Source organism: Kribbella sp. NPDC048928 (assembly GCF_043197975.1).
GTDB lineage: Bacteria > Actinomycetota > Actinomycetes > Propionibacteriales > Kribbellaceae > Kribbella.
In genome coordinates this window covers 463,789-490,740 of record NZ_JBICUC010000003.1, presented here as the reverse complement: position 1 = coordinate 490,740, position 26,952 = coordinate 463,789, and the positions used below count along the sequence as shown (strand labels likewise).

The 26,952-nt window shown below is 69.4% G+C and carries 23 protein-coding genes and 1 riboswitch; of the genes, 7 read left to right on the top strand and 16 right to left on the bottom strand.

Annotated features, from left to right (window positions below):
* Positions 1 to 94 precede the first annotated feature (94 nt).
* The 4 genes from ACGFI6_RS15730 to recA form a co-directional block, all read right to left on the bottom strand.
* A complete protein-coding gene (locus ACGFI6_RS15730; protein WP_393118961.1) occupies positions 95 to 466 on the bottom strand; it encodes a GNAT family N-acetyltransferase in 372 nt (123 codons plus the stop codon).
* Complete coding sequence (locus ACGFI6_RS15725) at positions 463 to 996, bottom strand: regulatory protein RecX (protein ID WP_393118959.1); 534 nt, start codon at positions 994 to 996, stop codon at positions 463 to 465. Before ACGFI6_RS15725 ends, ACGFI6_RS15730 begins: the two co-directional genes overlap by 4 nt.
* A complete protein-coding gene (locus ACGFI6_RS15720) occupies positions 954 to 1,259 on the bottom strand; it encodes a hypothetical protein (RefSeq protein WP_393118957.1) in 306 nt (101 codons plus the stop codon). The genes ACGFI6_RS15725 and ACGFI6_RS15720 overlap by 43 nt, the downstream gene beginning before the upstream one ends.
* A gap of 1,259 nt (positions 1,260 to 2,518) precedes the next feature.
* A complete protein-coding gene (gene recA / locus ACGFI6_RS15715; protein WP_393118955.1) occupies positions 2,519 to 3,598 on the bottom strand; it encodes a recombinase RecA in 1,080 nt (359 codons plus the stop codon).
* Positions 3,599 to 3,847: 249 nt separating this feature from the next.
* Here recA and ACGFI6_RS15710 point away from each other — a divergent pair, with 249 nt between their 5' ends.
* The gene (locus ACGFI6_RS15710) at positions 3,848 to 4,639 is read left to right on the top strand and encodes a hypothetical protein (protein ID WP_393118953.1); all 792 of its coding nucleotides are present in this window, start codon (positions 3,848 to 3,850) and stop codon (positions 4,637 to 4,639) included.
* A 39-nt stretch (positions 4,640 to 4,678) separates the two neighbouring features.
* A complete protein-coding gene (locus ACGFI6_RS15705; RefSeq protein WP_393118951.1) occupies positions 4,679 to 5,239 on the top strand; it encodes a GrpB family protein in 561 nt (186 codons plus the stop codon).
* A 50-nt stretch (positions 5,240 to 5,289) separates the two neighbouring features.
* Here the strand turns inward: ACGFI6_RS15705 and ACGFI6_RS15700 are convergent, their stop codons facing one another.
* Together ACGFI6_RS15700 and ACGFI6_RS15695 are read right to left on the bottom strand one after the other, a co-directional pair.
* Positions 5,290 to 5,484, bottom strand: coding sequence for a DUF3046 domain-containing protein (locus ACGFI6_RS15700; RefSeq protein ID WP_393118949.1), 195 nt, complete (start codon positions 5,482 to 5,484; stop codon positions 5,290 to 5,292).
* Positions 5,481 to 6,668 carry an LppM family (lipo)protein gene (locus tag ACGFI6_RS15695; protein WP_393118948.1) on the bottom strand — a complete coding sequence of 396 codons (1,188 nt, stop codon included), beginning with the start codon at positions 6,666 to 6,668 and terminating at the stop codon, positions 5,481 to 5,483. Before ACGFI6_RS15695 ends, ACGFI6_RS15700 begins: the two co-directional genes overlap by 4 nt.
* A 143-nt stretch (positions 6,669 to 6,811) precedes the next feature.
* Here ACGFI6_RS15695 and ACGFI6_RS15690 point away from each other — a divergent pair, with 143 nt between their 5' ends.
* The 3 genes from ACGFI6_RS15690 to ACGFI6_RS15680 all read left to right on the top strand — a co-directional run bounded on the left by ACGFI6_RS15690 (position 6,812) and on the right by ACGFI6_RS15680 (position 12,826).
* Positions 6,812 to 11,473: an ATP-dependent helicase gene (locus ACGFI6_RS15690; protein WP_393119740.1), complete on the top strand. Its 4,662-nt coding sequence runs from the start codon at positions 6,812 to 6,814 to the stop codon at positions 11,471 to 11,473.
* Positions 11,474 to 11,477: 4 nt separating this feature from the next.
* Positions 11,478 to 12,263: an Fpg/Nei family DNA glycosylase gene (locus tag ACGFI6_RS15685; protein WP_393118946.1), complete on the top strand. Its 786-nt coding sequence runs from the start codon at positions 11,478 to 11,480 to the stop codon at positions 12,261 to 12,263.
* A 74-nt stretch (positions 12,264 to 12,337) separates the two neighbouring features.
* The gene (locus ACGFI6_RS15680; protein ID WP_393118944.1) at positions 12,338 to 12,826 is read left to right on the top strand and encodes a DUF4262 domain-containing protein; all 489 of its coding nucleotides are present in this window, start codon (positions 12,338 to 12,340) and stop codon (positions 12,824 to 12,826) included.
* A gap of 8 nt (positions 12,827 to 12,834) precedes the next feature.
* Here the strand turns inward: ACGFI6_RS15680 and ACGFI6_RS15675 are convergent, their stop codons facing one another.
* On the bottom strand, positions 12,835 to 13,125 hold the full coding sequence (locus tag ACGFI6_RS15675; RefSeq protein ID WP_393118943.1) for a helix-turn-helix domain-containing protein: 291 nt from the start codon (positions 13,123 to 13,125) through the stop codon (positions 12,835 to 12,837).
* Positions 13,126 to 13,288: 163 nt separating this feature from the next.
* Complete coding sequence (locus ACGFI6_RS15670) at positions 13,289 to 13,783, bottom strand: CinA family protein (protein ID WP_393118941.1); 495 nt, start codon at positions 13,781 to 13,783, stop codon at positions 13,289 to 13,291.
* Positions 13,784 to 13,922: 139 nt separating this feature from the next.
* On the opposite strand from ACGFI6_RS15670, the gene ACGFI6_RS15665 reads away from it, so the two are divergent.
* Entirely contained in the window at positions 13,923 to 15,305 is a 1,383-nt protein-coding gene (locus ACGFI6_RS15665) for a DUF2332 domain-containing protein (protein ID WP_393118939.1), read from the top strand.
* A gap of 80 nt (positions 15,306 to 15,385) precedes the next feature.
* On the opposite strand, the gene pgsA is transcribed toward ACGFI6_RS15665, so the two are convergent.
* The 8 genes from pgsA to ACGFI6_RS15625 form a co-directional block, all read right to left on the bottom strand.
* Positions 15,386 to 16,006, bottom strand: a complete 621-nt coding sequence (pgsA, locus tag ACGFI6_RS15660) for a CDP-diacylglycerol--glycerol-3-phosphate 3-phosphatidyltransferase (RefSeq protein ID WP_393118937.1) — start codon at positions 16,004 to 16,006, stop codon at positions 15,386 to 15,388.
* A complete protein-coding gene (rimO, locus tag ACGFI6_RS15655) occupies positions 16,003 to 17,643 on the bottom strand; it encodes a 30S ribosomal protein S12 methylthiotransferase RimO (protein WP_393118936.1) in 1,641 nt (546 codons plus the stop codon). The genes pgsA and rimO overlap by 4 nt, the downstream gene beginning before the upstream one ends.
* A 63-nt stretch (positions 17,644 to 17,706) precedes the next feature.
* On the bottom strand, positions 17,707 to 18,471 hold the full coding sequence (locus ACGFI6_RS15650; RefSeq protein ID WP_393118934.1) for a helix-turn-helix domain-containing protein: 765 nt from the start codon (positions 18,469 to 18,471) through the stop codon (positions 17,707 to 17,709).
* Between the two features lie 106 nt (positions 18,472 to 18,577).
* Positions 18,578 to 19,144: a hypothetical protein gene (locus tag ACGFI6_RS15645; RefSeq protein WP_393118932.1), complete on the bottom strand. Its 567-nt coding sequence runs from the start codon at positions 19,142 to 19,144 to the stop codon at positions 18,578 to 18,580.
* Positions 19,145 to 19,147: 3 nt separating this feature from the next.
* Positions 19,148 to 21,811 carry a DNA translocase FtsK 4TM domain-containing protein gene (locus tag ACGFI6_RS15640; RefSeq protein WP_393118930.1) on the bottom strand — a complete coding sequence of 888 codons (2,664 nt, stop codon included), beginning with the start codon at positions 21,809 to 21,811 and terminating at the stop codon, positions 19,148 to 19,150.
* A 60-nt stretch (positions 21,812 to 21,871) separates the two neighbouring features.
* Positions 21,872 to 22,660: a DUF4184 family protein gene (locus tag ACGFI6_RS15635; protein WP_393118928.1), complete on the bottom strand. Its 789-nt coding sequence runs from the start codon at positions 22,658 to 22,660 to the stop codon at positions 21,872 to 21,874.
* Between the two features lie 13 nt (positions 22,661 to 22,673).
* Complete coding sequence (locus tag ACGFI6_RS15630) at positions 22,674 to 24,767, bottom strand: DUF6351 family protein (RefSeq protein ID WP_393118926.1); 2,094 nt, start codon at positions 24,765 to 24,767, stop codon at positions 22,674 to 22,676.
* A gap of 75 nt (positions 24,768 to 24,842) precedes the next feature.
* A complete protein-coding gene (locus ACGFI6_RS15625) occupies positions 24,843 to 25,358 on the bottom strand; it encodes a DinB family protein (protein ID WP_393118924.1) in 516 nt (171 codons plus the stop codon).
* A gap of 97 nt (positions 25,359 to 25,455) precedes the next feature.
* Positions 25,456 to 25,569, top strand: a riboswitch (SAM riboswitch).
* A 17-nt stretch (positions 25,570 to 25,586) separates the two neighbouring features.
* On the opposite strand from ACGFI6_RS15625, the gene ACGFI6_RS15620 reads away from it, so the two are divergent.
* Entirely contained in the window at positions 25,587 to 26,951 is a 1,365-nt protein-coding gene (locus ACGFI6_RS15620) for an aminotransferase class V-fold PLP-dependent enzyme (protein ID WP_393118923.1), read from the top strand.
* Position 26,952: the final 1 nt, after the last annotated feature.

The window sequence follows — 26,952 nt, the reverse complement described above, 5'->3', positions numbered from 1 at the left end:
ACGGACAACAGCCGAGCAGTCAGCAAGGCTGCCCAGCCGTCCAGACTTCCGGGCGCTCCCGGATGCGGCACGCCGTACGGAGAGGTCGGGACCGTCAGCCCGCGACCAGCTGATGTTCGTCTCCTCCGCGCACAACCACCTCCGCGCCCAATCCTCTGAGCCACGCGCGACACTCCTCCAGCAGCGACGTCCCCGTCCCGGTACCGCGCCGCTCCGGAGAGACGACGAGTTCCTCGACCATCCCGTACGGCTCCAGCCCGTAGTCCACGAACGTCGCGACGACCAGTCCGACCACGTCGTCTCCGTCAGCCGCAATGAACGTTCGGGATTCCTGCCGTACGACCGGCAACGACGCCGCCGCGGCATTGTCGCCGTGAAGGTGCCGAAGCAACTGCACAATCGCAGCGGCGTCGCCGGGGTTGGCCTCTCGCACGGCGATTCGCTCGCGCGGCGGCGTACCCGTCATTCGGGTTCCAGGCCGGAGGAGTCCAGGAGGGGGAACTCGTCGTGTGATGCGTCGAGTTCCTGTTTGACGATGGTCATCGCGAGACCGCCCGGGTAGCCCTTCCGGGCCAGCATGCCGATCAGTCGGCGCATTGCCACCTGCCGTTCGAGCGAACGCATCGAACGCAACTTCCGCCGGACCAACTCGCGGGCCGTCTGTTCTTCCTGCTCAGGGTCGAGTTCCTCGAGCGCGTCGCGCGTGAGTTGGTCGTCGACGCCGCGACGGCGAAGCTCCTGCGCCAGCGCGCGCTTTCCCAGCCCTCGCCCACGATGGCGCGACTCCACCCATGCGTTCGCGAACGCCGCGTCGTCGATCAGCCCGACCTCGGTGAACCGATCCAGCACCGCATCGGCCACCTCGTCCGGAACCTCCCTATCCGCCAGCACATCAGCCAACTCGGCCCGCGTCCGCGGCTGCCCCGTCAACTTGTCGAGCAGGATCGTCCGCGCTACCGAATACGGATCCGCATCCCCATCAAGCCCCGAATCCATCTCACCCGGTTCATCGCCCGTACGCCGTCGCCCCCGCCCACCAAACCCACCCCGCCGAGCCCCTCCAGTCCGCCGCCGCCCACCACCGGTACCAGCCCCCACCACACCACCACGCGCCGCACCACCACTCCCGGCAGCCCCACCCGCAGCAAAACCGCTCGCCGCACCACCACTTGCCGCACCATCGCTTGCCACAGCACCACCCAGTGCAGCATCGCCTGGTGCACTACCGCTTGACGCAGCGCCCGTCCCGGCTGCAGCACCGGTCGTTGCTGCAGTGCTTGGTGCAACGGCGCCCGGTGCGCCCGTCGCCGCCTCGTCCGAAGTGCTCGAAGCAGTCGGTGCACGCCGGATGGCCGGAGCAGTCCGACCGGTCCGAGCGGTTGAGGTCGAGGCGGATGGGGTCCGCGGGGTGGAGGGATTGGTTGGTGGTGTGGGAGATGGTTCGGTGGGAGGTTGGCGTGGGTGAGGTGTGCTGGATGCCGACTCGTCGCGTTGGTGATCGGCCTGTTCCGCACGGCCCGCGGTATCGACGACCGGATCCGGCTCTGCCCACGGATCGGCTGCCGGACTCGTCGCACCGCTCTGCGCTCCAGCAGACCAGTCGTCAACCGCCGCGCCATCCTCGTCCGCAGGTGATCGCAGACTGGCAGCACGACGGACTCGTGAGGTCGCAGACGTTTCTGGCGAGTTGTCGGACTCGGTCAACCAGTTGCTATCCGGCGTGACTACCTCGTTCGACGAGAACGGGATGTCGTCGGCAAAGGCACGCGCTTCGGCGAGACGGTCGGCTGCCTGCGCCTTGAACGCCCGCGCAGCCGGCTCGTCCTCATCACCCCACGGATCTATCGGATCCAAGTTCGGTCGCGGCACCGACGGCCGAGCATCCTGCGCATCGCGAGTCGTAGGTTCGTCCGGCGGCCGGACAGAAGCGGGCTCGTCATCCGATCGGGCAACTGCGGACTGCACCGGAGCCGACTTGGTACGAGCAGACTTCCCCGACGACTGACGCGCAGACTCCGTGGAGGGCTGACGTCGCGACGTCCGTACGGCAGGCTCGTCGTGCTCCGCGGCAGCAACGGACGAAGGTTCATCCCACGGGTCGATGGTGCCGGTCGTCCGCCGGATCGAGCCCGGCCGACGTCGCGCCGTACCCCACCCTGCATCCTCCTGAGCACCGAAGTCCTCGGATTCCGCCTGATCCGTCCCAGCAGTACGCGCACGCCGCCCACGCCCACGCCCACCAGCACGCACCTCACTCGCCCGGCCAGCCGCGCTAGTCGAGCCCGCCGGCCCTGACGATCCGGACGGCTTGGACGACCCAGCCGAGGTCGACGACCCCGGCGTACTCCGGCTCGACCCACTCTCCGGCGACGCCCCGGCAGTGGACGCTGCTACGCCTTCGGCCAGGAGCTTGCGAGCCAGGGCCAGGCGTTCGTCGTGGGGCAGGGACTGCGCCGCGAGGGCAGCGTCATCGGCAACCTGGGGCTGCCGGGAGACGCTGCCACCCGCGGAGGGGCGATCAGAAGTCGACATCGACCTCGGCCGCGGCCGCGTCGGCCGGCTGGTCCAGGGTCGGGCCGATGCCCATCTTCTCCATGATCTTCTTCTCCAGCTCGTTCGCCAGGTCGGGGTTGTCGCGCAGGAAGTTCCGCGCGTTCTCCCGGCCTTGGCCGAGCTGGTCGCTCTCGTACGTGAACCAGGCGCCGGCCTTACGGACGAAGCCCTGATCCACACCGAGGTCGAGCAGGCTGCCCTCACGGCTGATGCCCTGGCCGTAGAGGATGTCGAACTCGGCCTGCTTGAACGGCGGGGCGACCTTGTTCTTCACGACCTTGACGCGCGTCCGGTTGCCGACCACGTCGGTGCCGTCCTTCAGCGACTCGATCCGGCGAATGTCCAGCCGCACCGACGCGTAGAACTTCAGCGCCTTACCACCGGTGGTCGTCTCCGGGGAGCCGAACATGACGCCGATCTTCTCGCGCAGCTGGTTGATGAAGATCGCGGTCGTGTTCGTCCCGCTGACCGCACCGGTCATCTTCCGCAGCGCCTGGCTCATCAGCCGGGCCTGCAGACCGACGTGGCTGTCGCCCATCTCGCCCTCGATCTCGGCCCGGGGCACCAGCGCGGCCACCGAGTCGATCACGACGATGTCGATCGCGCCGGACCGGATCAGCATGTCGGCGATCTCCAGCGCCTGCTCACCGGAGTCCGGCTGCGAGACCAGCAGCGCGTCGGTGTCGACGCCCAGCTTCCGCGCATACTCCGGGTCGAGCGCGTGCTCGGCGTCGATGAAGGCCGCGATCCCGCCGTTGCGCTGGGCGTTCGCGATCGCGTGCAGGGTCACCGTCGTCTTACCGGAGGATTCCGGACCGTAGATCTCGACCACACGACCGCGCGGGTAACCGCCGATCCCGAGCGCGATGTCGAGCGCGATCGAGCCGGTCGGGATGACCGCGATCGGCGCCTTGCCCTGCTCACCCAGGCGCATCACCGATCCCTTGCCGCACTGCCGCTCGATCTGCGTCAGCGCGGTCGCAAGCGCCTTCTCGCGATCGGACGCCGCGCGCTCCGCACTCGCCGTACTCGATGCACCCGCCATGTGACTGCCACCTGACCCATCTGATAATCCGGGGCCGCCTCCCGGCCGCCCGAAAGAAGTTCGTTGTCGCCAGAGAAGGTATTCGTTGCCTCGGACAGTTTTCGCCGCCACTTCGAATCTGTGGACAACTCGGCCGTCCGAGCACCTTCCGGAGACAAAAGTATCCCGAACACGTGTTCGAATCACAACTGACACGCCGAAGCTTGCCCCGGCAGCCATTCTGACCCGCCGGGTCCCTACCCTTTCGGGGTGACCGACCGTCCCGACGTCCCCGATTCGGCCGTCGTCCTCGCGATCAGCCGCGTCGAACTCGGCATCGACCACGTCCTCGACGCGCTCCGTACCCAGGACCCGTTCGGCATCCGCAGCTACCTGACCGAGTACTCCGAGCAGGAGAAGCCCAACCTCGCGGAGAAGGGCCTGATCCTCGCCATCGACCGGCTGCTGCAGATGAAGGTCCCCGGTCACGAGGAGTGGCCGACGCTCCCTCTCGCGAAGCGCTGCGACTGGTGGGTCGAGCGCCTCGGAGGATTCGCTGCGGTCGTGGCGGGACTCCCCCGGTTCAGCGGCGCCGCCGCGGACCGGCTGCCGATGAAGGACACTCTCGGGGCCGCCGTGCAGGCGATGGTGATCGGCGCGGTCTGTCGCGAGTACGGCGTCGAGGCGCATGCGGACCGTACGGCGATCATCACCCGCGTCCTGACCGATCGTCCGATCACACCGGACGAGGTCCTCAAGTACGACGACCCGGAGCTCGCGGGCAGGGACGTCTCCACGCAACTGGGGATCGACGAGATCTCCTCGGACATGGGCCTGCGCAAGGGCGTCCGGCTGGTCTGGCGGCTGAGCAAGCTGTTCGGTGGGCTCAGTGAGGTGTTCGAGGAGCGTCCGCGAGGCAGCCTCGGCGCCCGGTTCGTCGGGAAGCTCCCCGGCGTCGGAGTGGTCGGCGGGTTCTTCGACGAGCGCAAGGGCATCAAGAAGGCGGCGTACGAGGCAGCGGAGCTGCTCACCAACAGCGCGTTCCGGGTCAAACCGGTCTGATCCCTGGGCCGCTCACCGCTGTCCTGAGATGATCTCCGCATGACTGGGATCGTCATTGTGCGGCCGGACGAGACCTGGCCGGCGCAGTACCAGAAGACGGCGTACTCGATCGGCGGGGTGCTCGGCGACCTGGCCCAGCGGATCGACCACATCGGATCCACCTCGGTGCCGGGCCTGCCCGCCAAGGACATCCTCGACATCCAGGTCACCGTCGCCGCCGAGCCGCAACTGGACGACGTGGCGGAGCGGATGGTCGCCGCGGACTGGGAGCTCCGCCCACCCCGGCGCGATCACCCGGTGCCCGGTCTGTCCACCGACGAGGTCCAGTGGGTGAAGCGGATGCTGGTCGAGCCGATGTACCGGCGGCGCGTCAACCTGCACGTCCGGGTCGCCGGCCGGGCCAACCAGCGCTACGCGCTGCTGTTCCGCGACTATCTGCGCAGCCATCCGGAGACAGCGAAGGCGTACGGCACGTTCAAGCAGCACGCCGCGACACTCCGACTCGAGATCGGCGACTACAGCGATCTCAAGGACCCGGTCTGCGATCTGGTGTACCTGCCGGCCGAGGAATGGGCCGCCCGCACCGGATGGACCGGCTGACGGGCGGCGCGCTCAGCGTTCGCCTTACTGCAAATTCGTTGCCCTGGGCATCAGCGTTCGCTGGCCGGAAGGTTGAGGTGCGCCCACACGGCGCGCCACACCACCTTCGCGGCCTCACCGTCGGCCAGGGCCTCGACGACCGTCCGGCCGTCGAGCTCCTGGACCACCTGGGTCTCTGCCCAGGTCCGTGCGTACGCCGGTCCGAGATGGTGATCCATCCGGGACCAGAATTCCGTCAGTCTCATGCCTGCCCGTCGTCATCCTTCGGCGGCGGCCGCCACCCGCCCTGCTGACCCGGCTGAGGCGCCGACGGACCACCCTGCTGCTGTCCCCAGCCACCCTGCTGCGGCGGCTGCTGACCGTACTGCGGACCCTGCTGCTGGCCCGGCTGTTGTCCCTGCCCAGGCTGCTGTCCCCAGCCCCCCTGCCCCTGCTGCGGCGGCTGCTGACCCTGCTGCGGCGGTTGCTGCGGGCCCCACTGCCCCTGACCCTGCTGAGGCTGCCCAGGGTACTGCGGCTGACCCTGCTGACCGCCGTACGGCGGCTGACCAGGCTGCGGCTGCCCCGGGTACTGACCGCCAGGACCCTGCTGACCACCGTACTGACCCGGCTGGCCCTGCTGGCCTCCGTACGGACCCTGCGGCCCGGGCTGACCCGGGTACTGACCGCCGGGGCCTTGCTGCCCGTAGCCCTGCTGTCCCTGGTACTGCCCAGGTCCGCCGTACTGACCAGGCTGACCCGGCTGACCCGGGTACTGCCCCGGGAACGGCTGACCATAGCCCTGCGGTCCCTTGCCCTTGCGGCTGCGCAGGAGGAAGAACACGACCGCGCCGATCGCCAGCAGCACGACCACGATGATCAGGATCAGCGCCCAGGCCGGGAACCCACCGCCGGCCTCGGAGGTCAGCGAGATCTTGCTGAGCTTGTCGAGGCTGTCGTACGTCGCCGTCCGGCCGCTGACCTTGGCGCCCGCGTCGTGCTCGAGGATCTTGCCCGGCATGGTGATCTTGAAGTTGACCTGCGGCTGGCCGCTGTTCGCCGGCAGATTGCCCAGGTTGCCGCCGCCGACGGACACCTTGACCTTGTCGCCGTCCTTGCGGAAGCCGACGCCGTCCTCGCTCGCACCGCCCATCTTGTCGAAGGGGACGCTGTCGAACGTGCAGTCCGAGCCGACGTACTTGTCGTCCTCGTAGGACTTGCAGGTGACGCCCTGGGTCGCAGACGACTTCAGGCTGCCCTCGATCTCCTGGCGGATCTTGTCCAGGGACTGGCCGCTCGATTGCAGCAGCTGCTTGTCGACGCCGATCTTCATGGAGCCCGAAACCGTCTCGTTCGACCCGACCTTCAGGTCGCCGTCGATCTTGACGCACCCGGTCAATCCGATCAGGCAGGCCGCGATGACGAGGGCTGCGCGTACGCGGTTCATCATGCGGCCGATCATTGCAGACGACGGGGACAATCGGAGCACCGGACGGAAAGCGCGTGCTCACAGCCCGCGACAGACCCGCGCCGGACCCGCCAGGCCACCGGTCCGATCCGGCGGCGTGAAAACTGTCGGTGGCACCCGGCAAGATGGACGGCGTGAAGAAGACCAGCGCGTTGAGCCGGTTCTCGCCCGCGACCCGGGCGTGGTTCGGCGACGTTTTCGAGGCGGCCACCCCGGCCCAGCTCGAGGCGTGGGACGCGATCACGGCGGGCCGGGACGCGCTGGTGGTCGCCCCGACCGGTTCGGGCAAGACGCTGGCCGCGTTCTTGTGGGCTCTGGACCGGCTGGCGACCACTCCGCCGCCCGACGACCCCAAGCTGCGCTGCCGGGTGCTGTACGTGTCGCCGCTCAAGGCGCTCGCCGTCGACGTCGAGCGCAACCTGCGCGCGCCGCTGATCGGCATCCGCGAGACCGCGCGCCGGCTCGGCGAGGCGCCGGTCGAGGTCGATGTCGCGGTGCGGTCTGGTGACACGCCTGCCAACGAGCGGCGGCGGTTCGCCTCGCGGCCTTCCGACGTACTGATCACGACACCGGAGTCGTTGTTCCTGCTGCTGACCTCGCAGGGCCGCGAGTCGTTGCGTGGTGTCGAAACGGTCATCGTCGACGAGGTGCACGCGGTGGCCGGTACGAAGCGCGGCGCCCATCTCGCCCTGACCCTCGAGCGTCTCGACGAGCTGCTGCCGAAGCCCGCACAGCGGATCGGCCTGTCCGCGACCGTGCGTCCGGTGGAGGAGGTCGCGCGGTTCCTTGGCGGCGAGCGGCCGGTCACGGTCGTGCAGCCCAAGTTCACGAAGCAATGGGATCTGAGCGTCGTCGTCCCTGTCGAGGACATGGCCGAGCTCGCGGCGACCGAGGTGGAGACGTCCGGGTCGGCGGCCGGCCCGCAGCAGCACGCCTCCATCTGGCCGCATGTGGAGGAGCAGGTCTTCGACCTGATCAGTCAGCACAATTCGACGATCGTCTTCTCGAACTCGCGCCGTCTGGCCGAGCGCCTGACCGCCCGGCTGAACGAGATCGCCGCCGAGCGCGCCGAGCAGGAGCTTCCCGAGCTCGGCTCGCCGGCCCAGGTGATGGCGCAGTCCGGTGGATCGCTCGCGGCGCCACCGGTGATCGCGCGCGCCCATCACGGCTCGGTCAGCAAGGAGCAACGAGCACTGATCGAGGCGGATCTGAAGTCCGGCCGCCTGCCGTGCGTGGTGGCGACCAGCAGCCTGGAGCTCGGCATCGACATGGGCGCGGTCGATCTGGTGATCCAGGTCGAGGCGCCGCCGTCGGTCGCCAGCGGGCTGCAGCGCGTCGGTCGTGCCGGGCACCAGGTGGGCGCGGTGTCGCGGGGCGTGCTGTTTCCCAAGTTCCGCGGCGACCTGATCGACACGGCCGTCGTCGTGCAGCGGATGCGCGAGGGGCTGATCGAGAGCCTGCACATCCCGGCGAACCCGCTCGACGTGCTGGCCCAGCAGATCGTGTCGATCGTGTCCCTCGACTCGGTCAACGTCGACGACCTCTTTTCTCTGGTGCGCCGCTGCGCCCCGTTCGCGACGCTGCCGAGATCGGCGTACGACGGGGTGCTCGACATGCTGTCCGGCCGCTACCCGTCCGACGAGTTCGCTGAGCTGCGGCCGCGGATCGTGTTCGACCGGGTCAGCGGTGAGATCTCTGGCCGGCCGGGCGCGCAGCGGCTCGCGGTGACGAGCGGCGGGACGATCCCGGACCGCGGCCTGTTCGGAGTGTTCCTGGTCGGCGAGACGACCAACCATCGGGTCGGCGAGCTCGACGAAGAGATGGTGTACGAGTCGCGTGTCGGCGACGTGTTCACGCTCGGAGCGTCCAGTTGGCGGATCGAGGACATCACGCACGACCGGGTCCTCGTCTCCCCCGCTCCCGGCCAGCCCGGGCGGCTGCCGTTCTGGAAGGGCGACGCGGTCGGGCGACCGGCGGAGCTCGGCGCGGCGACCGGCGCCTTCGTCCGCAAGATGGCGTCGATGGCGCCCGGCAAGGCGGTCGAGCGTGCGCGTACGGCGGGCCTGGACGAGTACGCCGCCAACAACCTCGTCTCGTACCTCGCCGAGCAGCGCGACGCGACCAGCCGGGTGCCGGACGATGTGACGATCGTCGTGGAGCGGTTCCGCGACGAGCTCGGCGACTGGCGGGTCTGCGTGCACTCGCCGTACGGCGGTCAGGTCCACGGGCCCTGGGCGTTGGCGATCGCCGCACGACTCCGCGATCGGTACGGGATGGATGCGCAATCGGTCTCGGGTGACGACGGGATCGTGCTTCGGCTGCCGGAGACGGACGAGGCGCCGCCGGGCGCCGACCTGATCGTGTTCGATCCGGCCGACATCGAGGATCTGGTGACCACCGAGGTCGGCGGGTCGGCGTTGTTCGCGGCGCGGTTCCGCGAGTGTGCCGCGCGGGCGTTGTTGCTGCCGCGGCGCAATCCGGGGCGGCGATCACCGTTGTGGCAGCAGCGGCAGCGGGCGTCGCAGCTGCTGAGTGTGGCCAGCAAGTTCGGGTCGTTCCCGATCGTGCTCGAAACGCTCCGCGAGGTTCTGCAGGACGTCTACGACCTGCCTGCGTTGAAGGACCTCCTCACCGGCATCAGCGAGCGGCGGATCTCGGTCGTCGAGGTCGAGACCTCCGAGGCCTCGCCGTTCGCGAAGTCGTTGCTGTTCGGCTATGTGGGCGCCTTTATGTACGAGGGCGACAGCCCGCTCGCCGAGAAGCGTGCAGCGGCGCTCGCCCTGGATCAGAGTCTGCTCGCCGAGCTGCTCGGGCGGACCGAGCTGCGCGAACTGCTCGACGCCGAGGTCGTTCTGCGGACCGAGGCAGAGCTACAGCGACTGGCCGAGGATCGTCGGGCGCGGGACGCCGAGGGCTTGTTCGACGTGCTGCGGATCATCGGGCCGTTGTCGGTGCCCGAGGCGAACCAGCGCTGCGTCGACGGATCGGACGCGGAGTCCTGGCTGACTTCGCTCGCGGCCGCCCGGCGCGTCGTACGGGTGCGCATCGCCGGTGAGCATCGGTGGGCGGTTGTCGAGGACGTGGCCCGATTGCGCGATGCGCTGGGCGTGCCGGTGCCGCCCGGCGTCGCGGAGGCGCACGCGGAGCCGGTTGCCGACCCGCTCGGTGATCTGGTGTCGCGCTATGCCCGGACGCACGGTCCGTTCCGGGCGATCGATCTTGCGACTCATCTCGGGATCGGTGTCGCGGTTGTCACCGACGCCCTACGTCGCCTGGGCGCGGCCGGGCGGGTCGTCGAGGGTGAGTTCCTGCCAGGTGGGCTTGCGCTCGAATGGTGCGACAACGAGGTGCTCCGGCTCTTGCGCCGGCGCTCGCTGGCCGCGCTCCGGAAGGAGGTCGAGCCGGTTGATCCGTCGGCGCTGGCGCGGTTCCTGCCGGCGTGGCAAGGGATCACGAGCGGTCGCGGTCGTGGCTACGACGTGCTTCTCGCAGCGGTCGAGCAACTCGCCGGCTGCGCCGTGCCCGCGTCGGCACTCGAGTCGATCGTGCTGCCTTCGCGAGTTCCCGGGTACCAGCCGTCGATGTTGGATGAGCTGACTGCGACCGGTGAGGTGGTGTGGGCCGGCTCGGGTTCGCTGCCCGGGACGGATGGGTGGGTGTCGCTGCATCTCGCGGACAACTGCGATCTGACACTGCCTGATCCGGATCCGGCGTTCGAGCTCGGCGATACCCACCAGGCCGTTCTGGACGCGCTGGCGGGCGGTGGTGCGTTCTTCTTCCGGCAGTTGAGTGACGTGGTCGGAGCCAATTCCGGCACTGTCGACGACGAGGCGTTGGTCAGCGTTCTCTGGGATCTCGTCTGGGCCGGCTACCTGACGAACGACACGCTGACCCCGGTTCGATCCCTTGTCGGCGGCGGCCGCGGCAGTCATCGAACACGTCGTGCGACGCCGCGCGCGCGGCCCGGGCGTCCGGTGCGACCGGGCCGCCCGGCGATGCCGTCGCGGAGCGGTCCGCCGACCGCGGGCGGGCGATGGTCGTTGCTTCCGGCCCGCAGTTCGGACGCGACCCGGCGGGCGCATGCGGCGGCCGAGACCCTGCTCGACCGCTACGGGATCGTGACGCGGGGATCGGTGATCACGGAGCGGACGCCGGGCGGGTTCGCGGCCGTCTACAAGGTGCTGAGCGCGTTCGAGGAGTCCGGGCGGTGCCGGCGCGGGTACTTTGTCGCCGGTCTCGGAGCGGCGCAGTTCGCGTTGCCAGGCGCGGTCGATCGGCTACGTGCCCTCGCCGAACTGCCGACCCCCGAGCCGGCCGGGCCGTTCGGTCCCCCGGGACGGTTCGGGCCGGGTGGTGCACCGACAGGTGGTGCAGGACCTGGCGGGCGCGCACGCGGCAGGAAAGACGAGGAGCTCACGGCGCGCGCCGTCGTGCTGGCCGCGTCAGACCCTGCGAACCCGTACGGCGCCGCGCTCCCGTGGCCCGAGCGGGACAATGCGAGCGGACACCGTCCTGGGCGGAAGGCCGGCGCACTGGTCGTGATGGTCGACGGACAGTTGATCGTGTACGTCGAACGCGGCGGACGGACCGTGCTGAGTTTCACCGAGGACCCCGACCTGCTTCAGCCTGCTGTGGATGCGCTGGCTTTGGCGATCCGGGACGGCCAGCTCGGCAAGCTGAGTGTGGAGACGGCCGATGGTGAACAGGTGCGGCACACGGCGTTCGGGGATGCGCTGGCCAAGGCCGGCTTCCACGCGACGCCACGCGGCCTGCGGCTCCGGGCGTGAGTAGATGCCTGAAGGGGACACCGTCTGGCGGGCGTGCAAGCGGCTGAACCAGGCGCTCGCGGGACAGGAGCTCGTCCGGACGGACTTCCGGATACCGTCGCTGGCCACGACCGATCTGAGCGGCCGGACGATGCTGGAGGTCGTTGCGCGGGGCAAGCACATTCTGATGCGGCTGTCCGGCGGGCTGACCCTGCACAGCCACTTCCGGATGGATGGCAGTTGGCACCTGTACCGGCCCGGCGAGCGATGGCGCGGCGGGCCGTCACACGAGATCCGCGCAGTTCTCGAGACGGCGCCCTGGACGGCTGTGGGCTACCGATTACCCGTCCTTGATCTCGTTGCGACCGAGGACGAAGGCAGCGTGGTCGGGCATCTCGGACCGGACCTGTTGTCGCCGTCGTTCGACCGCGCGGTGGCGATCACAAATGTCGAGTCGGATCCGGGGCGAACCATCAGCGAGGCGCTCCTCGACCAACGCAACCTTGCCGGTATCGGCAACTTCTACCGGATCGAGGTTTGCTTCCTCCTCGGTCTGCATCCGTGGCGCCCGGTCTCGTCCGTCGACGTACCGGCCGCGGTCGATCTCAGCCGGAAGCTGATGAAGGCCAACGTGCACCACGGCGCGCAGGTCAGCACCGGGGTCGATCGACCGGGTCAACGCACCTGGGTCTTCGAGCGCGCCGGCAAGCCCTGCCGGCGCTGCGGCACGACGATCCTGACCGCCTTGCTCGGCGAACCGACCCGCGAACGGGTCACCTACTGGTGCCCGGCCTGCCAGCCCGAAGCCTGATCCACCGACATTGCCCTGTGGACAACGTCTCCGCAGCTTCGAAACGCAGATACCTTCTCTGGCGCATCGAACAAATGTTCGAGCGAGAGGAGATGGTGGCGATGTGCGACAGGTGCGGCGGCCTGACCGACGAGCAGTACTCGCGGCAGATCGAGCAGAACATCCAGACCTACGGCTGGACGATGCAGTACGTCGCGGGCGACCGCGGCCGGAATCCGGGATTCGGGTACACCCTCGGTCTGAGCCTGTACCAGCATCCCGAGATCATCATCTTCGAGGCCGAGCCCTGCTACGCCTATCTGAGCCTGAAGCCGCTCGCCTGGGCGGTGATGGAAGGCGCCGAATTCGACGAAGGGGACGACCTGTCCAGGTTCTTCCCGGCGCCGCACACGGCCGAACTGCTCCGGTTCCCCGATTCGGCCCTGCACCTCTACACGGCGAACACGATGTTCCGCGCGGCCGGCCGGCCACCGCTGCCGGCGCTGCAACTCATCTGGCCAGGCCGGACCGCATTGATCCAGCCATCCAGCAGCACGGACGCTCCGGACGAAGGTGTCCGATGAAGTGCGTCTCAGGCGGCCGAGGCCACGACCTCGGGCTCGATGGCCGGGTGCGCCAGCACCAGAGCCTCTTCGCGGGCCAGATCCTCGCTCACCTCGGCGAAGACCATCGACAACGGCACCTCGAGCGCCATGCAGATCGCCGCCAGCAGCTCGCTGGAGGCCTCCTTCTGGCCGCGCTCGACCTCCGACAGGTAGCCGAGGCTGACGCGGGCGTCGGCGGATACCTCGCGCAGAGTGCGCCCCTGGCGCAGCCGCTTACGCCGCAGCACGTCGCCCAGCAGGCCACGAACCAGCACCATGAGGTTTCTCCCTTCCGCCTGTCCGGCCGTGTCTACTCGCACGGTAGCTCGGCCGTAGGAACCAACGGTACCTGTTGCTGGGTCACTACCCCTCGCAATGTCCACCTTCGGTGCGCCGTGCCAGTCTTCCTTACCTGTCACCATGCTGGTCCCAACACCTCGTTCAGTCGAGTTCTTCCGCCACAACTTCGGCGCCGAGTTTCAGGACGGCCTCCACACTCCCGTGGCGGACGGCTGCCCGATCCCCCGACAGCTGGAGCTTCCGCACCTGCACGGAGCGCGGTCCGGCCGCGGCGACGTACACCGTCCCGGCCCCGACCCCCGCCTGAGGGTCCGGTCCGGCCACACCGGTCGTCGCAAGGCCGTAGTCAGCCCCCAGACGCTCCCGCACGCCGGTTGCCAAGGCCGCGGCCGTGTCCGGGTGCACCGGGCCCACAGCGGCCAACAGGTCCTCGGGAACTCCCGCGAGCGTGGCCTTGAGATCCGTCGCGTAGACGATCACGCCACCCCGATACACAGCCGACACCCCCGGAACCTCCGTCAGAACCGCCCCGACCATCCCACCTGTCAACGACTCAGCCGTCACCAGCGTCACGCGACGCTCCAGCAACAACTCCACCAGCCGCCTGCAGGCCTCATCGATCCTGTCCCCAGCCACCCGCCACCTCCACCTCGCAACCAGTACCTGTACTCAACACCAGCGGCCCGCCGCGACGCACAACAACCCGCAACCTGACGGCAGGAGGTTGCAAGGAGACGTCCGGCGAGCGCCGAGTCGCGTCGCTAGACTCGCGAGAATGCCGAGGTCTAGTGGTGGGCAGCCGGAGGCCGATGGTCGCGACAAGGCGGATGTTCGCGCGAAGACCGGTGGTCGGGTTAAGGCCGGTGGCCGGGCCCGGACGCTCGCCGAGGTGTATCGGCGGTTCGCGGAGGTCGACGCTGCGAAGATCTCGCCGCTGTACGGGCAGATCGCGATGGCGCTCAGCGAGTCCGGCGACGCACTCCGGGTGATCGAGTCGGCGCCGCCGCGCAGACGGCACCCCACCGTGATCCTCGCAGCCCTGCACGACCTAGCCCTCTCCGGCCAAGCCCCAACCCTCGCCAAGGCGTTCCCGCCGATCATCCCCACCACCAGCAAGACCACCGCGAATGACGGAGATGACGCGTCCGGCGGGACGCGCGGGCGTGGCACGTCTGACGCGGGTGACGTGGATGCCGCGGCTGGAGCATCCGGCCGCAGTGGTGCGGCTGGGCGGAGTGGTGCGGCTGGGCGAGGTGGCGCGGCTGGGCAGGGTGACGCGGCTGGGCGGGTTGGCGCGGACGGTGGAGGTGGGTCGGACTCGCGGGTTGGGGAGTTGGCGGTGGGGGTTTTGGTTGGGGCTCCTGAGTTGGTGGTGGAGCGGGCTGCGGGGCGGGTTGTGCGCGGGGATGAGGGTGGGCGGCACGCGGTGCTGTATCCGGCGGTGGCCGAGGTGGCTCGGCGGGTCGGGGCCGGGGTCGTTGGGTTGATCGACGTCGGGCGGTCGGCCGGGCTCAATCTGGTGGTTGATCGGGTTGGGATCTCGTACGGCAATGGGCAGTCGTTGGGTGATGGTGCTTCGGGTGTGCAGGTGTCGGCTTCGGTGGTGCGCGGTGGGGTTGTGCCTTCCACGGCGATGCCGGAGGTGGTGGCTCGGGTTGCGGTTGGGCCCGATCTGGTGGACGTGCGCGACGTGAACGAGGCGCGATGGTTGCGCGCGTGTGTGCCGCCGGATCGGGTGGAGCGATTGGCGCGGCTGGAGCGTGAGTTGGAGTTGGCTGCGGCGGCACCGCCGGCGCTGGTACGAGGTGAGGTTGTCGACGTACTGCCGGAGGCGATTGCTGCGGTGCCGGAGGGCGTGCTGCCGGTCGTGGTTACGACGTGGGCGTTGTCAGGGCTGGAGCTCGAGGGGCGGTTGCGGTTCCTGCAGCGGCTCGACGAGGCGGCGACGCGGCGACCTGTGGCGTGGGTGTCGGTGGAGGGGGTCGGGGTGGCGCCCGGGGTTCCGACGTTCGGCGATCGGCGGGCTTCGGGGCACAGCATCATCGGGGTGAGTGTGTTCGAGCATTCGGCGCTGCACGCCGAAGCGGTCGGACGTTGCTGGCTACGCGGCGAGATGCTCGCCTGGCTCGCACACCACCCGCCAGAACCCAACCACTGACCCGACGCGCCCACGCAGCCCGTCAAGCGTGAGGCCTTGGGCGGCCCATCCAGCCGTGGGGCGGCAGTGGTGGGCGGGGGTTACGGGAGGGGGCGTTTCGCGGCGGCTCGGAGGTGTAGGGCTCTGGAGAGGTAGTCGATGCCGGTGGCGATGGTTACGAGGACGGCGGCGGCCATGATGGCGAGGGCCGGCCAGTGGACTATCGCGAGGTGTTGCCACGGGAGGAGGTAGAGGCCGAGGGCGATCGCCTGGAGGACGGTTTTGAGTTTGCCTCCTCGGCTGGCGGGCATCACGCCGTGGCGGATGACCCAGAAGCGGAGGGCGGTGACGCCCCACTCGCGGACCATGACGACGATGGTGACCCACCACGGGAGTTCGCCGAGATAGGACAGGCCGAGGAAGGCGGCGCCGGTGAGGGCCTTGTCGGCGATCGGGTCGGCGATCTTGCCGAAGTTCGTGACCAGGTTCCAGCGCCGCGCGATGTCGCCGTCGAAGCGGTCGGTGACGATCGCGACCACGAACGCCGCGGTGGCGAGCAGGCGGTCGCCGGTCATGTGGCCGCCGTCGCGGAGCAGGAGCCAGACGAACAGCGGTACCAGGACCAACCGGAGCACGGTGAGCGCGTTCGGCAGGTTCCAGGCGCTGGGCGCGTGGAGTTGTCCGCCGGCCGCGTGCGGCGCCGGGTTGGTCGGGTCGGTCACGCGGTCAGGTTAACTGCCGGGCGGGTGTCTGGCGTGTTCACGAGTGCCGCGAACTCCGCAATCAGGTCGACGCCGTCGCTCGCGACCACCTTCGCGGACACCAGATCCCCCACCCGGATTCCCTCCGGAAGACCCGTCAACGTCGTCGTACCGTCCACTTCCGGACCCTGGTGGGCGGCGCGGCCCTCGGCGTCGACGCTGTCCTCGTCATCCGCGTCGCCGAGCGATTCGACCAGGACCTCGAGCAGTTCGCCGATGCGGGACTCCGCGCGGGCGGAGGTGAGGTCCTCGGCGAGGCGGGTGACGCGGTCGAGGCGGGCGGCGATGGTGTCCTCGTCGAGCTTGCCGTCGTACGTCTCGGCCTCGGTGCCGTCCTCGTCGGAGTACCCGAACACGCCGATCGCGTCCAGGCCGGCCCGGGAGAGGAAGTCGCAGAGGATGTCGACGTCCTCCTCGGTCTCCCCCGGGAAGCCGACGATGACGTTGCTGCGGATGCCTGCGGTCGGTGCGGCGGCGCGGACCTGGGCGATCAGTTCGAGGAAGCGTTCCGAGTCGCCGAAGCGGCGCATCCGGCGCAGGAGCGGGCCGGATGCGTGCTGGAAGGACAGGTCGAAGTACGGGACGACGCCGGGGGTGGCGGTCATCGCGCTGATCAGGGTCGGGCGCATCTCGGCCGGTTGCAGGTACGAGACGCGGACGCGGGTGATGCCGGAGACCTGGGCGATCTCGCCGACCAGGGTCTCGAGCAGCCGGAGGTCGCCGAGGTCCTTGCCGTAGGAGGTCGAGTTCTCGGAGACGAGGAAGAGCTCGCGGACGCCGTTCTCGGCCAGCCACTCGGCCTCGCGCAGGACCTCCGCGGGCCGGCGGGACATGAAGGCGCCGCGGAACATCGGGATCGCGCAGAACGCGCAGCGGCGGTCGCAGCCGGACGCCAGCTTGAGCGGGGCCATCGGGCCGCCGTCGAGGCGGCGACGCATGACGCGCGGGCCGCTCGCGGGTGCGGTTACCAGGTCGGGGGCGTCGATCTTGAGCTCTTCCGGGGCGCCGGTGACGAAGCGGCCCTTGAGCTCGGTCGGCGCAGGCGAGCTGTCTGAAGCCGGTCGGAGCGCCTCCGGGATGTGGTCACCAACCACAACACCGGCTCCCTCGGCGACAGCTGCAGTGTCGCCGTGGCCGGGGATGGCGATGGTGGGGGCCTCGTGGCGGTCGGCGGGGGCCAGCGGGAGGAGTTTGCGGCGGTCGCGCGGCACGTGGGCCTGGTGCTTGGTGCCGGACAGGATGCTGCGCAGGCGGTCCGAGATGTCGGCGTAGTCGTCGAAGCTCAGGACGGCGTCCGTCTCCGGCAGCGCCTCGGCCAGCTGGTCGCCGTACCGCTCGGCCAGGCAGCCGACCGCGACGACTGCCTGCGTCCGGCCGGACTCTTTGTAGTCGGACGCGGCGAGCAGCGTGTCGACGGAGTCCTTCTTCGCGGCCTCGACGAAGCCGCAGGTGTTCACCACCACCGTGTCCGCCTCGGCGGCGTCGTCAACCAATCGGAAACCGCCGGCTTCGAGCCGGCCGGCCAGTTCCTCGGAGTCCACATCGTTGCGGGCACAGCCCAGCGTGACCAGGGCGACGGTGGTGGGTGGCGTAGTCATCCCCCCGAGTATGACGCGCCGTACAGGCCCCGGCCTAACTGCCGTACAAGATCCGGGCCTGACTCAGGAGCCCGACGCGGTCTTGCTGAGAGTGCCGTTCGGGTGCGCGGTGAACTTGTAGAGCTTGGTGGGCAGCCGCTTGCCGTTCAGTACGACGACCAGGTTGCCGGGATTGCCGACGGTCACGCGGATGTCGCCGGCGCTCGTGACGGACTGGGCGATGCCGGGGCTGAGACGACCCTGGAAGAGCTTGCGGTTCGTCCGGTCGCGGACCGTCAGGTAGGTGCCGTCGCCCTTCGCGGTCATCGTCAGCCTGGTCAGCAGCACCGGAGGCTTGGTGCTCGACGGGTGCTTGCTGGGCTTGACGGTGGGCTTCGGCTTCGGGGTGGGAGTCGGTGTCGTGACGGTGGCGCTGGTGGTCGCGGTCTTGGACGCGTTCGCCTCGATGTCGCTGGGCAGCGTGAACAGCCGCACCATCCCCCAGCCCATCAGGCTGACCAGGATCGCGCCGACCACGACCGCCCAGCGCGGGCGGGCCGGGTTCAGCTTCGGCTTCTTGACCGCGGCACGTTCCTCGCGGCGGGACTTCTCCTCCTCGACGCCGTGTTCGGCGTCGAAGCTGGCGAGCAGCGGTGCGGGGTCGGCCTTGACCACCCGCGCGATCGACCGGATGTGGCCGCGCGCGTAGAAGTTCCCGCCACAGCGGGAGAAATCGTCGGCCTCCATGGCGACCAGCAGCCCGGTTCTGATCCGGGTCGCCGCACTCAGCTGCTCGATCGTCATGTCGGCCCGCTCGCGGGCCGCCGTGAGCTCGCTGCCGATGCTCACGTCCCCACCGTCCTCTCCTTCGTCCGAGCTGCAGGTCATCGGCCACCGGACCGCCGACACCATGTCAACGTGTCAACGGTCTTGGCACCACGGGGTCACGGACGCGTCAGAGTTGTTCTCTGACCGGACATCTGGCATCGGCCAGCATGTGCAGCGCCTGCACCACTTCCCCGTTCGACGGCCGGGCCGTCAACCCGAACGGTATCGCGAGTGACGACCCCGTCAGTCGACGGTTCGCATCGGTTGTCTTGCGGGTCGAACTCGGCAACGCGGCGATGATCGGCCCAGGATCCTGCAGGTGCACGGCGATCCGCCCGTCGTCGAGCGGATGCCGGCGCTGCAGCACCGTCACCTCTTCGATGTCCTCCCACCGGGTACCCACCCATTCGCTCCCGATGCGCAACCGGATGCCGACGTCGTCGGCCACCAGCATGTCCCCCACTGTCAGCGCACGGGCGCAGACCACGGCAAGGACGGCGAACGCAGCCGCCACGATCCAGCGCAGCACCCCGGTGGGACTGGTTGAGCCGGACGCCGCGAAGCCGATCGCGACCAGCGCCGCGCCCACGGCCAGGCCGCCGTGCACCCGCTGCGAGGCGCGCACGGTGAAAGGCGTGTGCTCGGGGTCGGCGTCGAATCGTTCCTGCCTGGGCAGTGCGCTCGCGGCGGTCACGTCTCACTCTCCTCGGAGGGTGCTGATGAAGTCCTCTAGATCGTCGGGTTTGACCAGGACGTCCCTGGCCTTCGAACCTTCGCTGGGACCGACCACTCCGCGGCTCTCCAGGATGTCCATCAGCCGGCCGGCCTTGGCGAAACCGACGCGGAGCTTACGCTGCAGCATTGACGTGGAGCCGAACTGGGTGGAAACGATCAGCTCTGCCGCCTGCACCACCAGGTCGAGGTCGTCGCCGATCTCGTCGTCCAGGTCCTTGCTCGGGCCCGGCGCCACCGTCACGTCCTCGCGGTACGTCGGCTGCAACTGCTCCTTGCAGTGCTCGACGACGCCGCGGATCTCGTTCTCGGTGACCCAGGCGCCCTGGATCCGCATCGGCTTGCTCGCGCCCATCGGCAGGAACAGCCCGTCACCCTGACCGACGAGCTTCTCCGCGCCCGGCTGATCGAGGATGACCCGGCTGTCGGCCAGCGACGAGGTCGCGAACGCGAGCCGGGACGGTACGTTCGCCTTGATCAGACCGGTGACGACGTCCACCGACGGCCGCTGTGTGGCGAGCACCAGGTGGATGCCGGCCGCGCGGGCCAGCTGGGTGATGCGGACGATCGAGTCCTCGACGTCGCGCGGTGCGACCATCATCAGGTCGGCGAGCTCGTCGACGATCACCAGCAGGTACGGGTACGGGGTCAGCACCCGCTCCGAACCGGGCGGCGGCTTCACCTTGCCGCCGCGGACCGCCTTGTTGAAGTCGTCGACGTGCCGGAACCCGAACGCCGCGAGGTCGTCGTAGCGCATGTCCATCTCGCGGACCACCCACTGCAACGCCTCGGCAGCCTTCTTGGCGTTGGTGATGATCGGCGTGATCAGGTGCGGGATGCCCTCGTAGTTGTTCAGCTCGACGCGCTTCGGGTCGACCAGGATCATCCGCACCTCGTCGGGCGTCGAGCGCATCAGCACCGACGTGATCAGCGAGTTGACGAACGACGACTTGCCCGAACCGGTCGCACCGGCGACCAGCAGGTGCGGCATCTTCGCCATGTTCGCGACCACGAAGCCGCCCTCGACGTCCTTGCCGAGGCCGGCCACCATCGGGTGGTGGTCGTTGCGGGCGGACGCGCTGCGGATCACGTCGCCGAGGCTGACGATCTCCTTGTCGGTGTTCGGGATCTCGATGCCGATCGCGGACTTGCCGGGGATCGGCGACAGGATCCGGACGTCGGCCGAGGCGACCGCGTAGGCGATGTTCTTCGACAGTGCGGTGACCTTCTCGACCTTCACCGCCGAGCCGAGCTCGACCTCGTAGCGCGTGACCGTCGGACCGCGCGTGTAGCCGGTGACCTGGGCGTCGATGCCGAACTGGTCGAACACCTCGGTGAGCCGGTCGACGACCTGGTCGGACGCCTTCGTGCGTGCCTTGTGCACCGAACCGGGCTTGAGCATCTGACCGTCGGGCAGCGTGTACGTGATGTCGCCGGAGAGGCTGAGCTGCTCGACGCGCTGCGGCAGCGGCGTGTGCGGCGGCGGCTCGGGAGCCGGCGCGGGCTTGCTCGGCGCGGAGCCGGGAGACTCGAAGGACGGCTCTGAGGCGGCTGCAGCGGCCCGGTCGAATTCGTCGGCCGTGTCGCCGCTGTCGACGTCGTACGCGTCCTCGTCCACCGGCGGCTTGGTCTTCGCCTTGCGACCGCGCTTCGGGGTCTCCTCGAGCACGGGCGAGTCGTACGGCTTGACCGTCGGCTCGCCGTCCTCGTCCGGCTCGGCCTTCGCACGTCGCTGCTTGCGAGTCAGCCGGACCGTGTCGTCGGTCGGTGCGCCCTGGACGGAAGGAGCGTCCTCGGGCAGCTCGGTGCGTCCCATCAGTACGTCGAAGGCGGCGCGGAAGCGCAGCGGGATCGCGTACACCGGGGTCCCCGTGATGACCAGGGCGCCGAAGATCGCCAGCAGCACGAGCAGCGGCGCGGCGACGTACTGGGTCAGAAGGTCGGAGAGGAACGAGGAGATGAAGTACCCGATCGCGCCGCCGGCGTCACGCAGCGGGCCGTCGGCCGGGTTGTTCGGCCGGGGCAGACCGTTGGCGATGTGGATCAGGCCGAGCACGCCGAGGCAGACCGCGGTCCAGCCGATCACCTGACGGCCGGCCGGGCCGTTGCGGTCCGGGTGCCGCAGCGTACGGACCGCGATCACCACGAGCAACAGCGGCAACGCCCAGCCGAGCATGCCGATGCTGCCGCCGACGACCGTCCGCACGCCGTTGCCGACCGAACCCGGGAGGTCCCACCAGATCGCGGCGGCCACGACGACCGCCAGGCCGATCAGGAACAGGCCGGCGCCGTCACGGCGGTGCTCCGGCTCCAGGTCGCGGGCACTGTGACCGATCCCCCGCACCATGCTGCCGAGCAGGTGCGCGATGCCGATCCAGACCTTCACCACTCCGCGACCGAGCGCGAGCATGGCGGCCGCGAACGGGCCTGGTCCGGTGTTTTTGGGCGTACTGGTCCGCGCGGCGGTGGATCCAGTGCCGCGCTTCGCGCCATTTCTGCTCTGGGTGCTCTGCCCACGCTTCTGGGCGCCTGAAGGACGGGAGCGTCCACCAGCAGCGGAACGGGCCGTGCTCGGCCGTTTGGCTGCCGACTTCTGCGCCCGCGCCGGGGAAGACGTGCGGGTCGCCATATTGCTCAGGCTACCCCGACTACCCCACGAGTCCCATGTGTCACACGCCGATCACAGTGATCACGCCGCCCCATCCGTAGCATCACGGCGGCGGCGCAAGCGCTCCAGGTGCCAGAGGACCACGTACCACGCGAGTGCGGCCAGTCCGCCGGACACGAGTCCGGACAGCACCAGCCGTACGGCGGTCTCACCGGCCAGGCCACCGTCGGCCCGATTCAGCTCCACCACCGCCCCGACGACTGCGAAGAGTACGAGTGCACCCAGTACGAGGTACCGCACCCAGGCCGGCATCTTGTCACGCGGTGTAGCCGCAGCCGGGGTACGCCGATACCAGCGGTACAGCCAGACAGCCAGGATCAGGCAGCCGCCGACCGTGCTGGCGTACTGGAGGATGCGGTTCACGTCCCAAGCTCCCGTGACCTGTGCGCCGAAGAACCCCGGGAAGCGGCGGACGAAGTAGCCGTCGCCATGGGTGAACGAGTCCCAGATCACGTGGGTCAACGCGCCGACAACAACCGAGACGACGACCCACAGGATGTTGGGCCTGGAGGACGTGGGTAGGCGCGCAGCGAGCGCAGGTGGTGCGAGAGCGACGAGCGGCCGTTTCAGGACAAGGTGGAAGCCAGCGAGCAGCAGCAACGCCAGCAACGGGTCCAGCCAGAACGCCGAGGTGAACCGGTGCGTGAGGGTCAGCGTGAGATTGCCGTTGATGTGCTGCGTCGCGATCCGATAGAGCACGCCCACGTACAGCAGGTCCGGTGCGGCCGCACCCGCCACCAGAGCCGACGCCACGAACGGCCGACGGACCAGCGGAAGGACAGCCGCGGGGTGGGCCAGCGTGAAAGGCACACCCCGCAGCCTATTAGAACGTCGGCCAACTCCCGGCCGGTTTCTGCTGTCCCACGCCGGACGTGGACCAGTCGCACACCCCGTCCGGGAACATCTGCCGCAACGCCTTCCACTGCACGGTTGTCAGCGGCACCTTGTAGTCGGAGCGCTCCAGCGGCTGGAGGCGACACTTGATGATGTCGTTGGCAACGGATGCGCCCGCCACCTGCCGTGGCGCCGGCCACACCGGGTAGAACGTGTTGCACGTCGTCGTACCGATGCCGTCCACCTGTTCCTCGACGACCTTCTGGTTCGTCGGGCTCCAGCACGCGTCGGTCAGCGCAGCCGGCTTGTTGCGGATCAGCCGCGCGTGTGACGAGCCAGGGCCGTGGTCGGCGTCCACCGCATCCATCCACCGGTCCAGCGCGGACAGCGCGTCGGTCAGTACGGGGTTCGTCGTACTGAAACCGCCCGGTGCGTCGCCCGCTTGTACGAGCATGATCTGGTTGTCCGCGTCACCGTTCGCCTTCCGCAGCCGTTCGCGGAGCGAGAACGAGTGGAAGATCAGGTGGATGTCGCCGTTCGGCAACTCGTCCCAGTACTGCCGGTAGTCGATGATCGGCGTACTGGCGAGCCCACCACCACCGTTGATCAACTGCCCGGTCCGGTACGCCGTCTTGATCGCCTGCGGATCCGCGACCGTACGGGCGGGGACGAAGTTGGCATCCTGGTCGAAGCCGCCGATCGACCGGTTCAGGTCGAGGAACTCCGCGGCCGTGATCTTGCCCGCGTTCAACGCGTCCAGGCCGTACTGGATGCCGACGTTGTCGAGCGGCCTGCGCGCCGCGCCGGTGCTCGGGTCCTTGCCCCAGACGTTGACCTGGTGGTCGTAGACGTCGCAGCGCGCACCGTCCGGATTGCTCACCGGGTCGTAGCGCTCCGCGACAGGTAGTTGCGCTGGGCAATAAACGCGCGGGTCGATGCGGCGTCCGGCGCCGGCCAGGTTGGCGATCGTACCGACCTTGCCGAAGCCCGCCGCGGCCCGCTTCTGCTCGTCCGTCCACCCGGTCGCCGACTTGAAGTAGTGGTCGAGCAGCAGCGCGTCGGTGATCGTGTGCAGGGTCGCGAACCCGACCTCCGGGAACACGCACGACGCCACGATCCCGTCCAGCAGTCCTGGGTAGTCGTCGGCGATCTGGAACACCTGGTACGAACCACCGGAGCAACCCCAGCCGATCGTCTGTCGAGGTACGCCGATGGTCTCGAGGATGTGCTCGCGCGTCATCGACATGGTCTCGGCGGCCAGGACGCCGTTGCAGTTCACCCCGAACACGTTGAGGCTCGACGACGCGACGGCGTACCCACGGCCGAGCAGCACGTCGTCGTTCACGCCACCGGTGCCACTCCCCTGCTGGTACCACCCGCCGGGACAGCCGCCGCCGAACGTGTAGACCAGGCGGCCGTTCCATCCGCTCGGGACCTTGAGTACGTTCGGCTCACCGCCCGCGGGATCGTTCAGCACGGCGTACTCGTAGATCGACCGGTTGATCACCCCGGTCTCGACGCGGATGATGTACGGCACCGTGCGGCCGTCGGACGTCGTGGTGGTGGCAAGGTCGGCCGGCTTCGTCGCCGGGAGGACCTTGAGCGAGCGGTCGACCGTGGAGCGGTACAGGTAGTCGACGCGGGTCGGCACCGAGCAGTTCGCGTCGGACGGCGGGCCGAGCTTGGCCTTGGCGAGCGTGACGAAGTCCGCCGTACCGCAGACGTACGGAGCCTCGTGCGGTCCAGCGAGCAGCGGGCCAGAGCGTGGGTGGTTGGTGACCTCGAGCCGCGCCCGCGCGGCGGTCACCGTGTTGCGGCCGTCCTTGAGACCCCGGACGACACCGATGAGCTTGCCTGACTGCTGGGAGAAGGCGTCGGTGACGTCCTTCCCGTTGAGCCGGACCTTGAGGTCGTCCAGGTGCCGCCCGGTGATTCCGAGCAGCACGTCGCCGGCGCTGACCATATCGGCGCGCGGCGTGGACAAGACCTCGATCCGGACATCGGAGGCCGCGTTGGCAGGTGTCACCAGCACGGCGGCGAGCATCGTTGCCAGCAGGGCAACGAGGGCGGCTGGTCGCTTCATGTAACGAGTCGAACACAGTACGTCGATGACCGGAAGAGTCTGCGGCAATCGGTTTCCAGTCCGGGTGGACCACTTTCAGGCGCCGGTGGTGCCGTCCAGCTGCTCGCGAACCAGGTCGGCGTGCCCGCAGTGCCGCGCGTACTCACCGATCAGGTGGATGTAGATCATCCGCAGCGTCGACTCGGTGCCGCCGAAGCTGAACCGGTCGTCCAGCGAGCGCCCGGCGGCCGCCTCGTCGGAGAGCTTCCACTCCGCGACCAGCCCATCGTACGCGGCCTGCGCGTCGGCCGGATCGATCAGCTCGAAGTCGGCGTCCTTGCCGAGCTCCGGGGCGAACAGCGGCTCGGCCGGCTCGTCGGCGAAGTGGATCCGGAACCAGATCCGCTCGACCTTCGTGAGGTGCCGGATCAGACCGAGCAGCGACAGGTTCGACGGCGGCGACGGCCGCTCCGCCAGCTGGTCCGGGGTCAGCCCCGCACACTTGACGAGCAGGGTGCTGCGATAGAAATCCAGGTAACCCTGCAGCAGGTCGCGCTCGGGTGCGGTCAGCGAGCCGTCCGGCCGCTCGACGTCGGGTGCGCTCCAGGTCATCGGCATTCCTCAGGGTTGTCCACGATGTGTGCAGACATCTCATCACATGAGATAGGCACTGGCGGCAGGCGTGTCCCGTTCGTTACCGTTCTCGGCAGGTCATGAGTGTCAGCGACAAGCCCCGGCTAGCTGGCCGGCAACCCTCCTCCGCGGTGGGGTGCCCCGGGTGAAGACCAGGCCGTGCGGATACCCCGTTCGGCAAGTGCGGACTTCCCTGGGAGCAGCGTCATGTCGATCCTCTCCATTCTCGAGCCGGCCAGTACGACGACCTCGCGGCCGGCCGTCACCCGGCAGCCCACCGGCACCATCCCGGCCACCGTCGGCGCGGACCTGCTGGTCCCGCTCGCCGACGGCCGGGTCACCGACTATGCGAACTTCGACCACGGTGCGAGCGCCCCGTGTCTGGAGTCCGTGCGGGCCAGCGTCGAGGCGGCGCTGCCGTCGTACGCCTCTGTGCACCGCGGCAACGGCTACGCCTCCCGGATCACCACCCAGTGGTACGAGCGGGCCCGCACCGAGGTGCATGCCTTCGTCGGTGCCCGCCAGGACGACCAGGTGATCTTCACCCGGCAGACCACCGACTCACTCAACCTGCTGGCGCACGCGGTGCCGGCCGACGCGACGGTGATCGTGTTTGAGTCCGAGCACCACGCCGCCCTGCTGCCCTGGCCCGCCGAGCGGACCGTGCGGCTGGCGGCACCGGCCGGGCAGACCGAGGCCGTGTCGGCCGTCGCCGACGCTCTCCGCGAGGCGCCCGAGGGTCCGCGGCTGGTCGTCATCACCGGCGCGTCGAACGTGACCGGCGAGATCTTCCCGATCGCCGAGATCGCCAAGGTGGCGAAGGCGCACGGCGCGCGGGTCTGCCTGGACGCGGCGCAGCTGGCCCCGCACCGCCCGGTCGACATCGCCGGCCTGGACGTCGACTGGGTCGCGCTGTCCGGTCACAAGCTCTACGCGCCGTACGGTGCCGGCGCGCTGATCGGCCGCTCCGACTGGCTCGACGCCGCCGACCCGTACCTGTACGGCGGTGGCGCGACGCACGCCGTCACCAACGACACCGTCGTCTGGTCGACCGGCCCGGCGCGGCACGAGGGCGGCTCCCCCAACGTCATCGGCGCCATCGCGCTGGCGAGCGCGTGTGCCGCGATCACGAAGCACCGCGACGCCATCGAACAGCACGAGCGCAGCCTGCTGGCCCGTCTCCGGACCGGGCTCGCACAGCTCGACGGCGTCACGACGTACTCGATCTTCGGCGAGGAGGCGGACCGCGTCGGCACCGTCTGCTTCACGGTGGCCGGACTGACCTCGACCCTGGTGTCCGCGGCGCTCAGCGCCGAGTACGGCATCGGCGTCCGCGACGGCAAGTTCTGCGCGCACCCGCTGGTCGGTCACCTGCTCGCCGGCTCCCCGGAGCACGGCACGGCGGTACGCGCCAGCCTCGGCCTCGGGACGACCCGCGAGCACGTCGACCGGCTCGTCAACGCAGTACGCACGCTGGCCACCACCGGCCCGCGGACGGAGTACGCGGAGAGCGCCCACGGCTGTCAGCCGTCCGACGACCCCCGCGACCTCCACGCACCGCGGATCTGGTGAC

Bases quoted from the DNA above. Each gene is read 5' to 3' on its own strand.
- ACGFI6_RS15705 (WP_393118951.1), top strand. From the start codon at position 4,679: ATGACTGGGATCGTCATTGTGCGGCCGGACGAGACCTGGCCGGCGCAG.
- ACGFI6_RS15620 (WP_393118923.1), top strand. From the start codon at position 25,587: ATGTCGATCCTCTCCATTCTCGAGCCGGCCAGTACGACGACCTCGCGG.
- ACGFI6_RS15665 (WP_393118939.1), top strand. From the start codon at position 13,923: ATGCCGAGGTCTAGTGGTGGGCAGCCGGAGGCCGATGGTCGCGACAAG.
- ACGFI6_RS15625 (WP_393118924.1), bottom strand. From the start codon at position 25,358: ATGACCTGGAGCGCACCCGACGTCGAGCGGCCGGACGGCTCGCTGACC.
- ACGFI6_RS15725 (WP_393118959.1), bottom strand. From the start codon at position 996: ATGGATTCGGGGCTTGATGGGGATGCGGATCCGTATTCGGTAGCGCGG.
- ACGFI6_RS15685 (WP_393118946.1), top strand. From the start codon at position 11,478: ATGCCTGAAGGGGACACCGTCTGGCGGGCGTGCAAGCGGCTGAACCAG.
- ACGFI6_RS15730 (WP_393118961.1), bottom strand. From the start codon at position 466: ATGACGGGTACGCCGCCGCGCGAGCGAATCGCCGTGCGAGAGGCCAAC.
- ACGFI6_RS15675 (WP_393118943.1), bottom strand. From the start codon at position 13,125: ATGGTGCTGGTTCGTGGCCTGCTGGGCGACGTGCTGCGGCGTAAGCGG.
- recA (WP_393118955.1), bottom strand. From the start codon at position 3,598: ATGGCGGGTGCATCGAGTACGGCGAGTGCGGAGCGCGCGGCGTCCGAT.
- ACGFI6_RS15700 (WP_393118949.1), bottom strand. From the start codon at position 5,484: ATGAGACTGACGGAATTCTGGTCCCGGATGGATCACCATCTCGGACCG.
- ACGFI6_RS15640 (WP_393118930.1), bottom strand. From the start codon at position 21,811: ATGGCGACCCGCACGTCTTCCCCGGCGCGGGCGCAGAAGTCGGCAGCC.
- ACGFI6_RS15630 (WP_393118926.1), bottom strand. From the start codon at position 24,767: ATGAAGCGACCAGCCGCCCTCGTTGCCCTGCTGGCAACGATGCTCGCC.
- ACGFI6_RS15695 (WP_393118948.1), bottom strand. From the start codon at position 6,668: ATGATGAACCGCGTACGCGCAGCCCTCGTCATCGCGGCCTGCCTGATC.
- rimO (WP_393118936.1), bottom strand. From the start codon at position 17,643: ATGACTACGCCACCCACCACCGTCGCCCTGGTCACGCTGGGCTGTGCC.
- ACGFI6_RS15690 (WP_393119740.1), top strand. From the start codon at position 6,812: ATGGACGGCGTGAAGAAGACCAGCGCGTTGAGCCGGTTCTCGCCCGCG.
- ACGFI6_RS15680 (WP_393118944.1), top strand. From the start codon at position 12,338: ATGTTCGAGCGAGAGGAGATGGTGGCGATGTGCGACAGGTGCGGCGGC.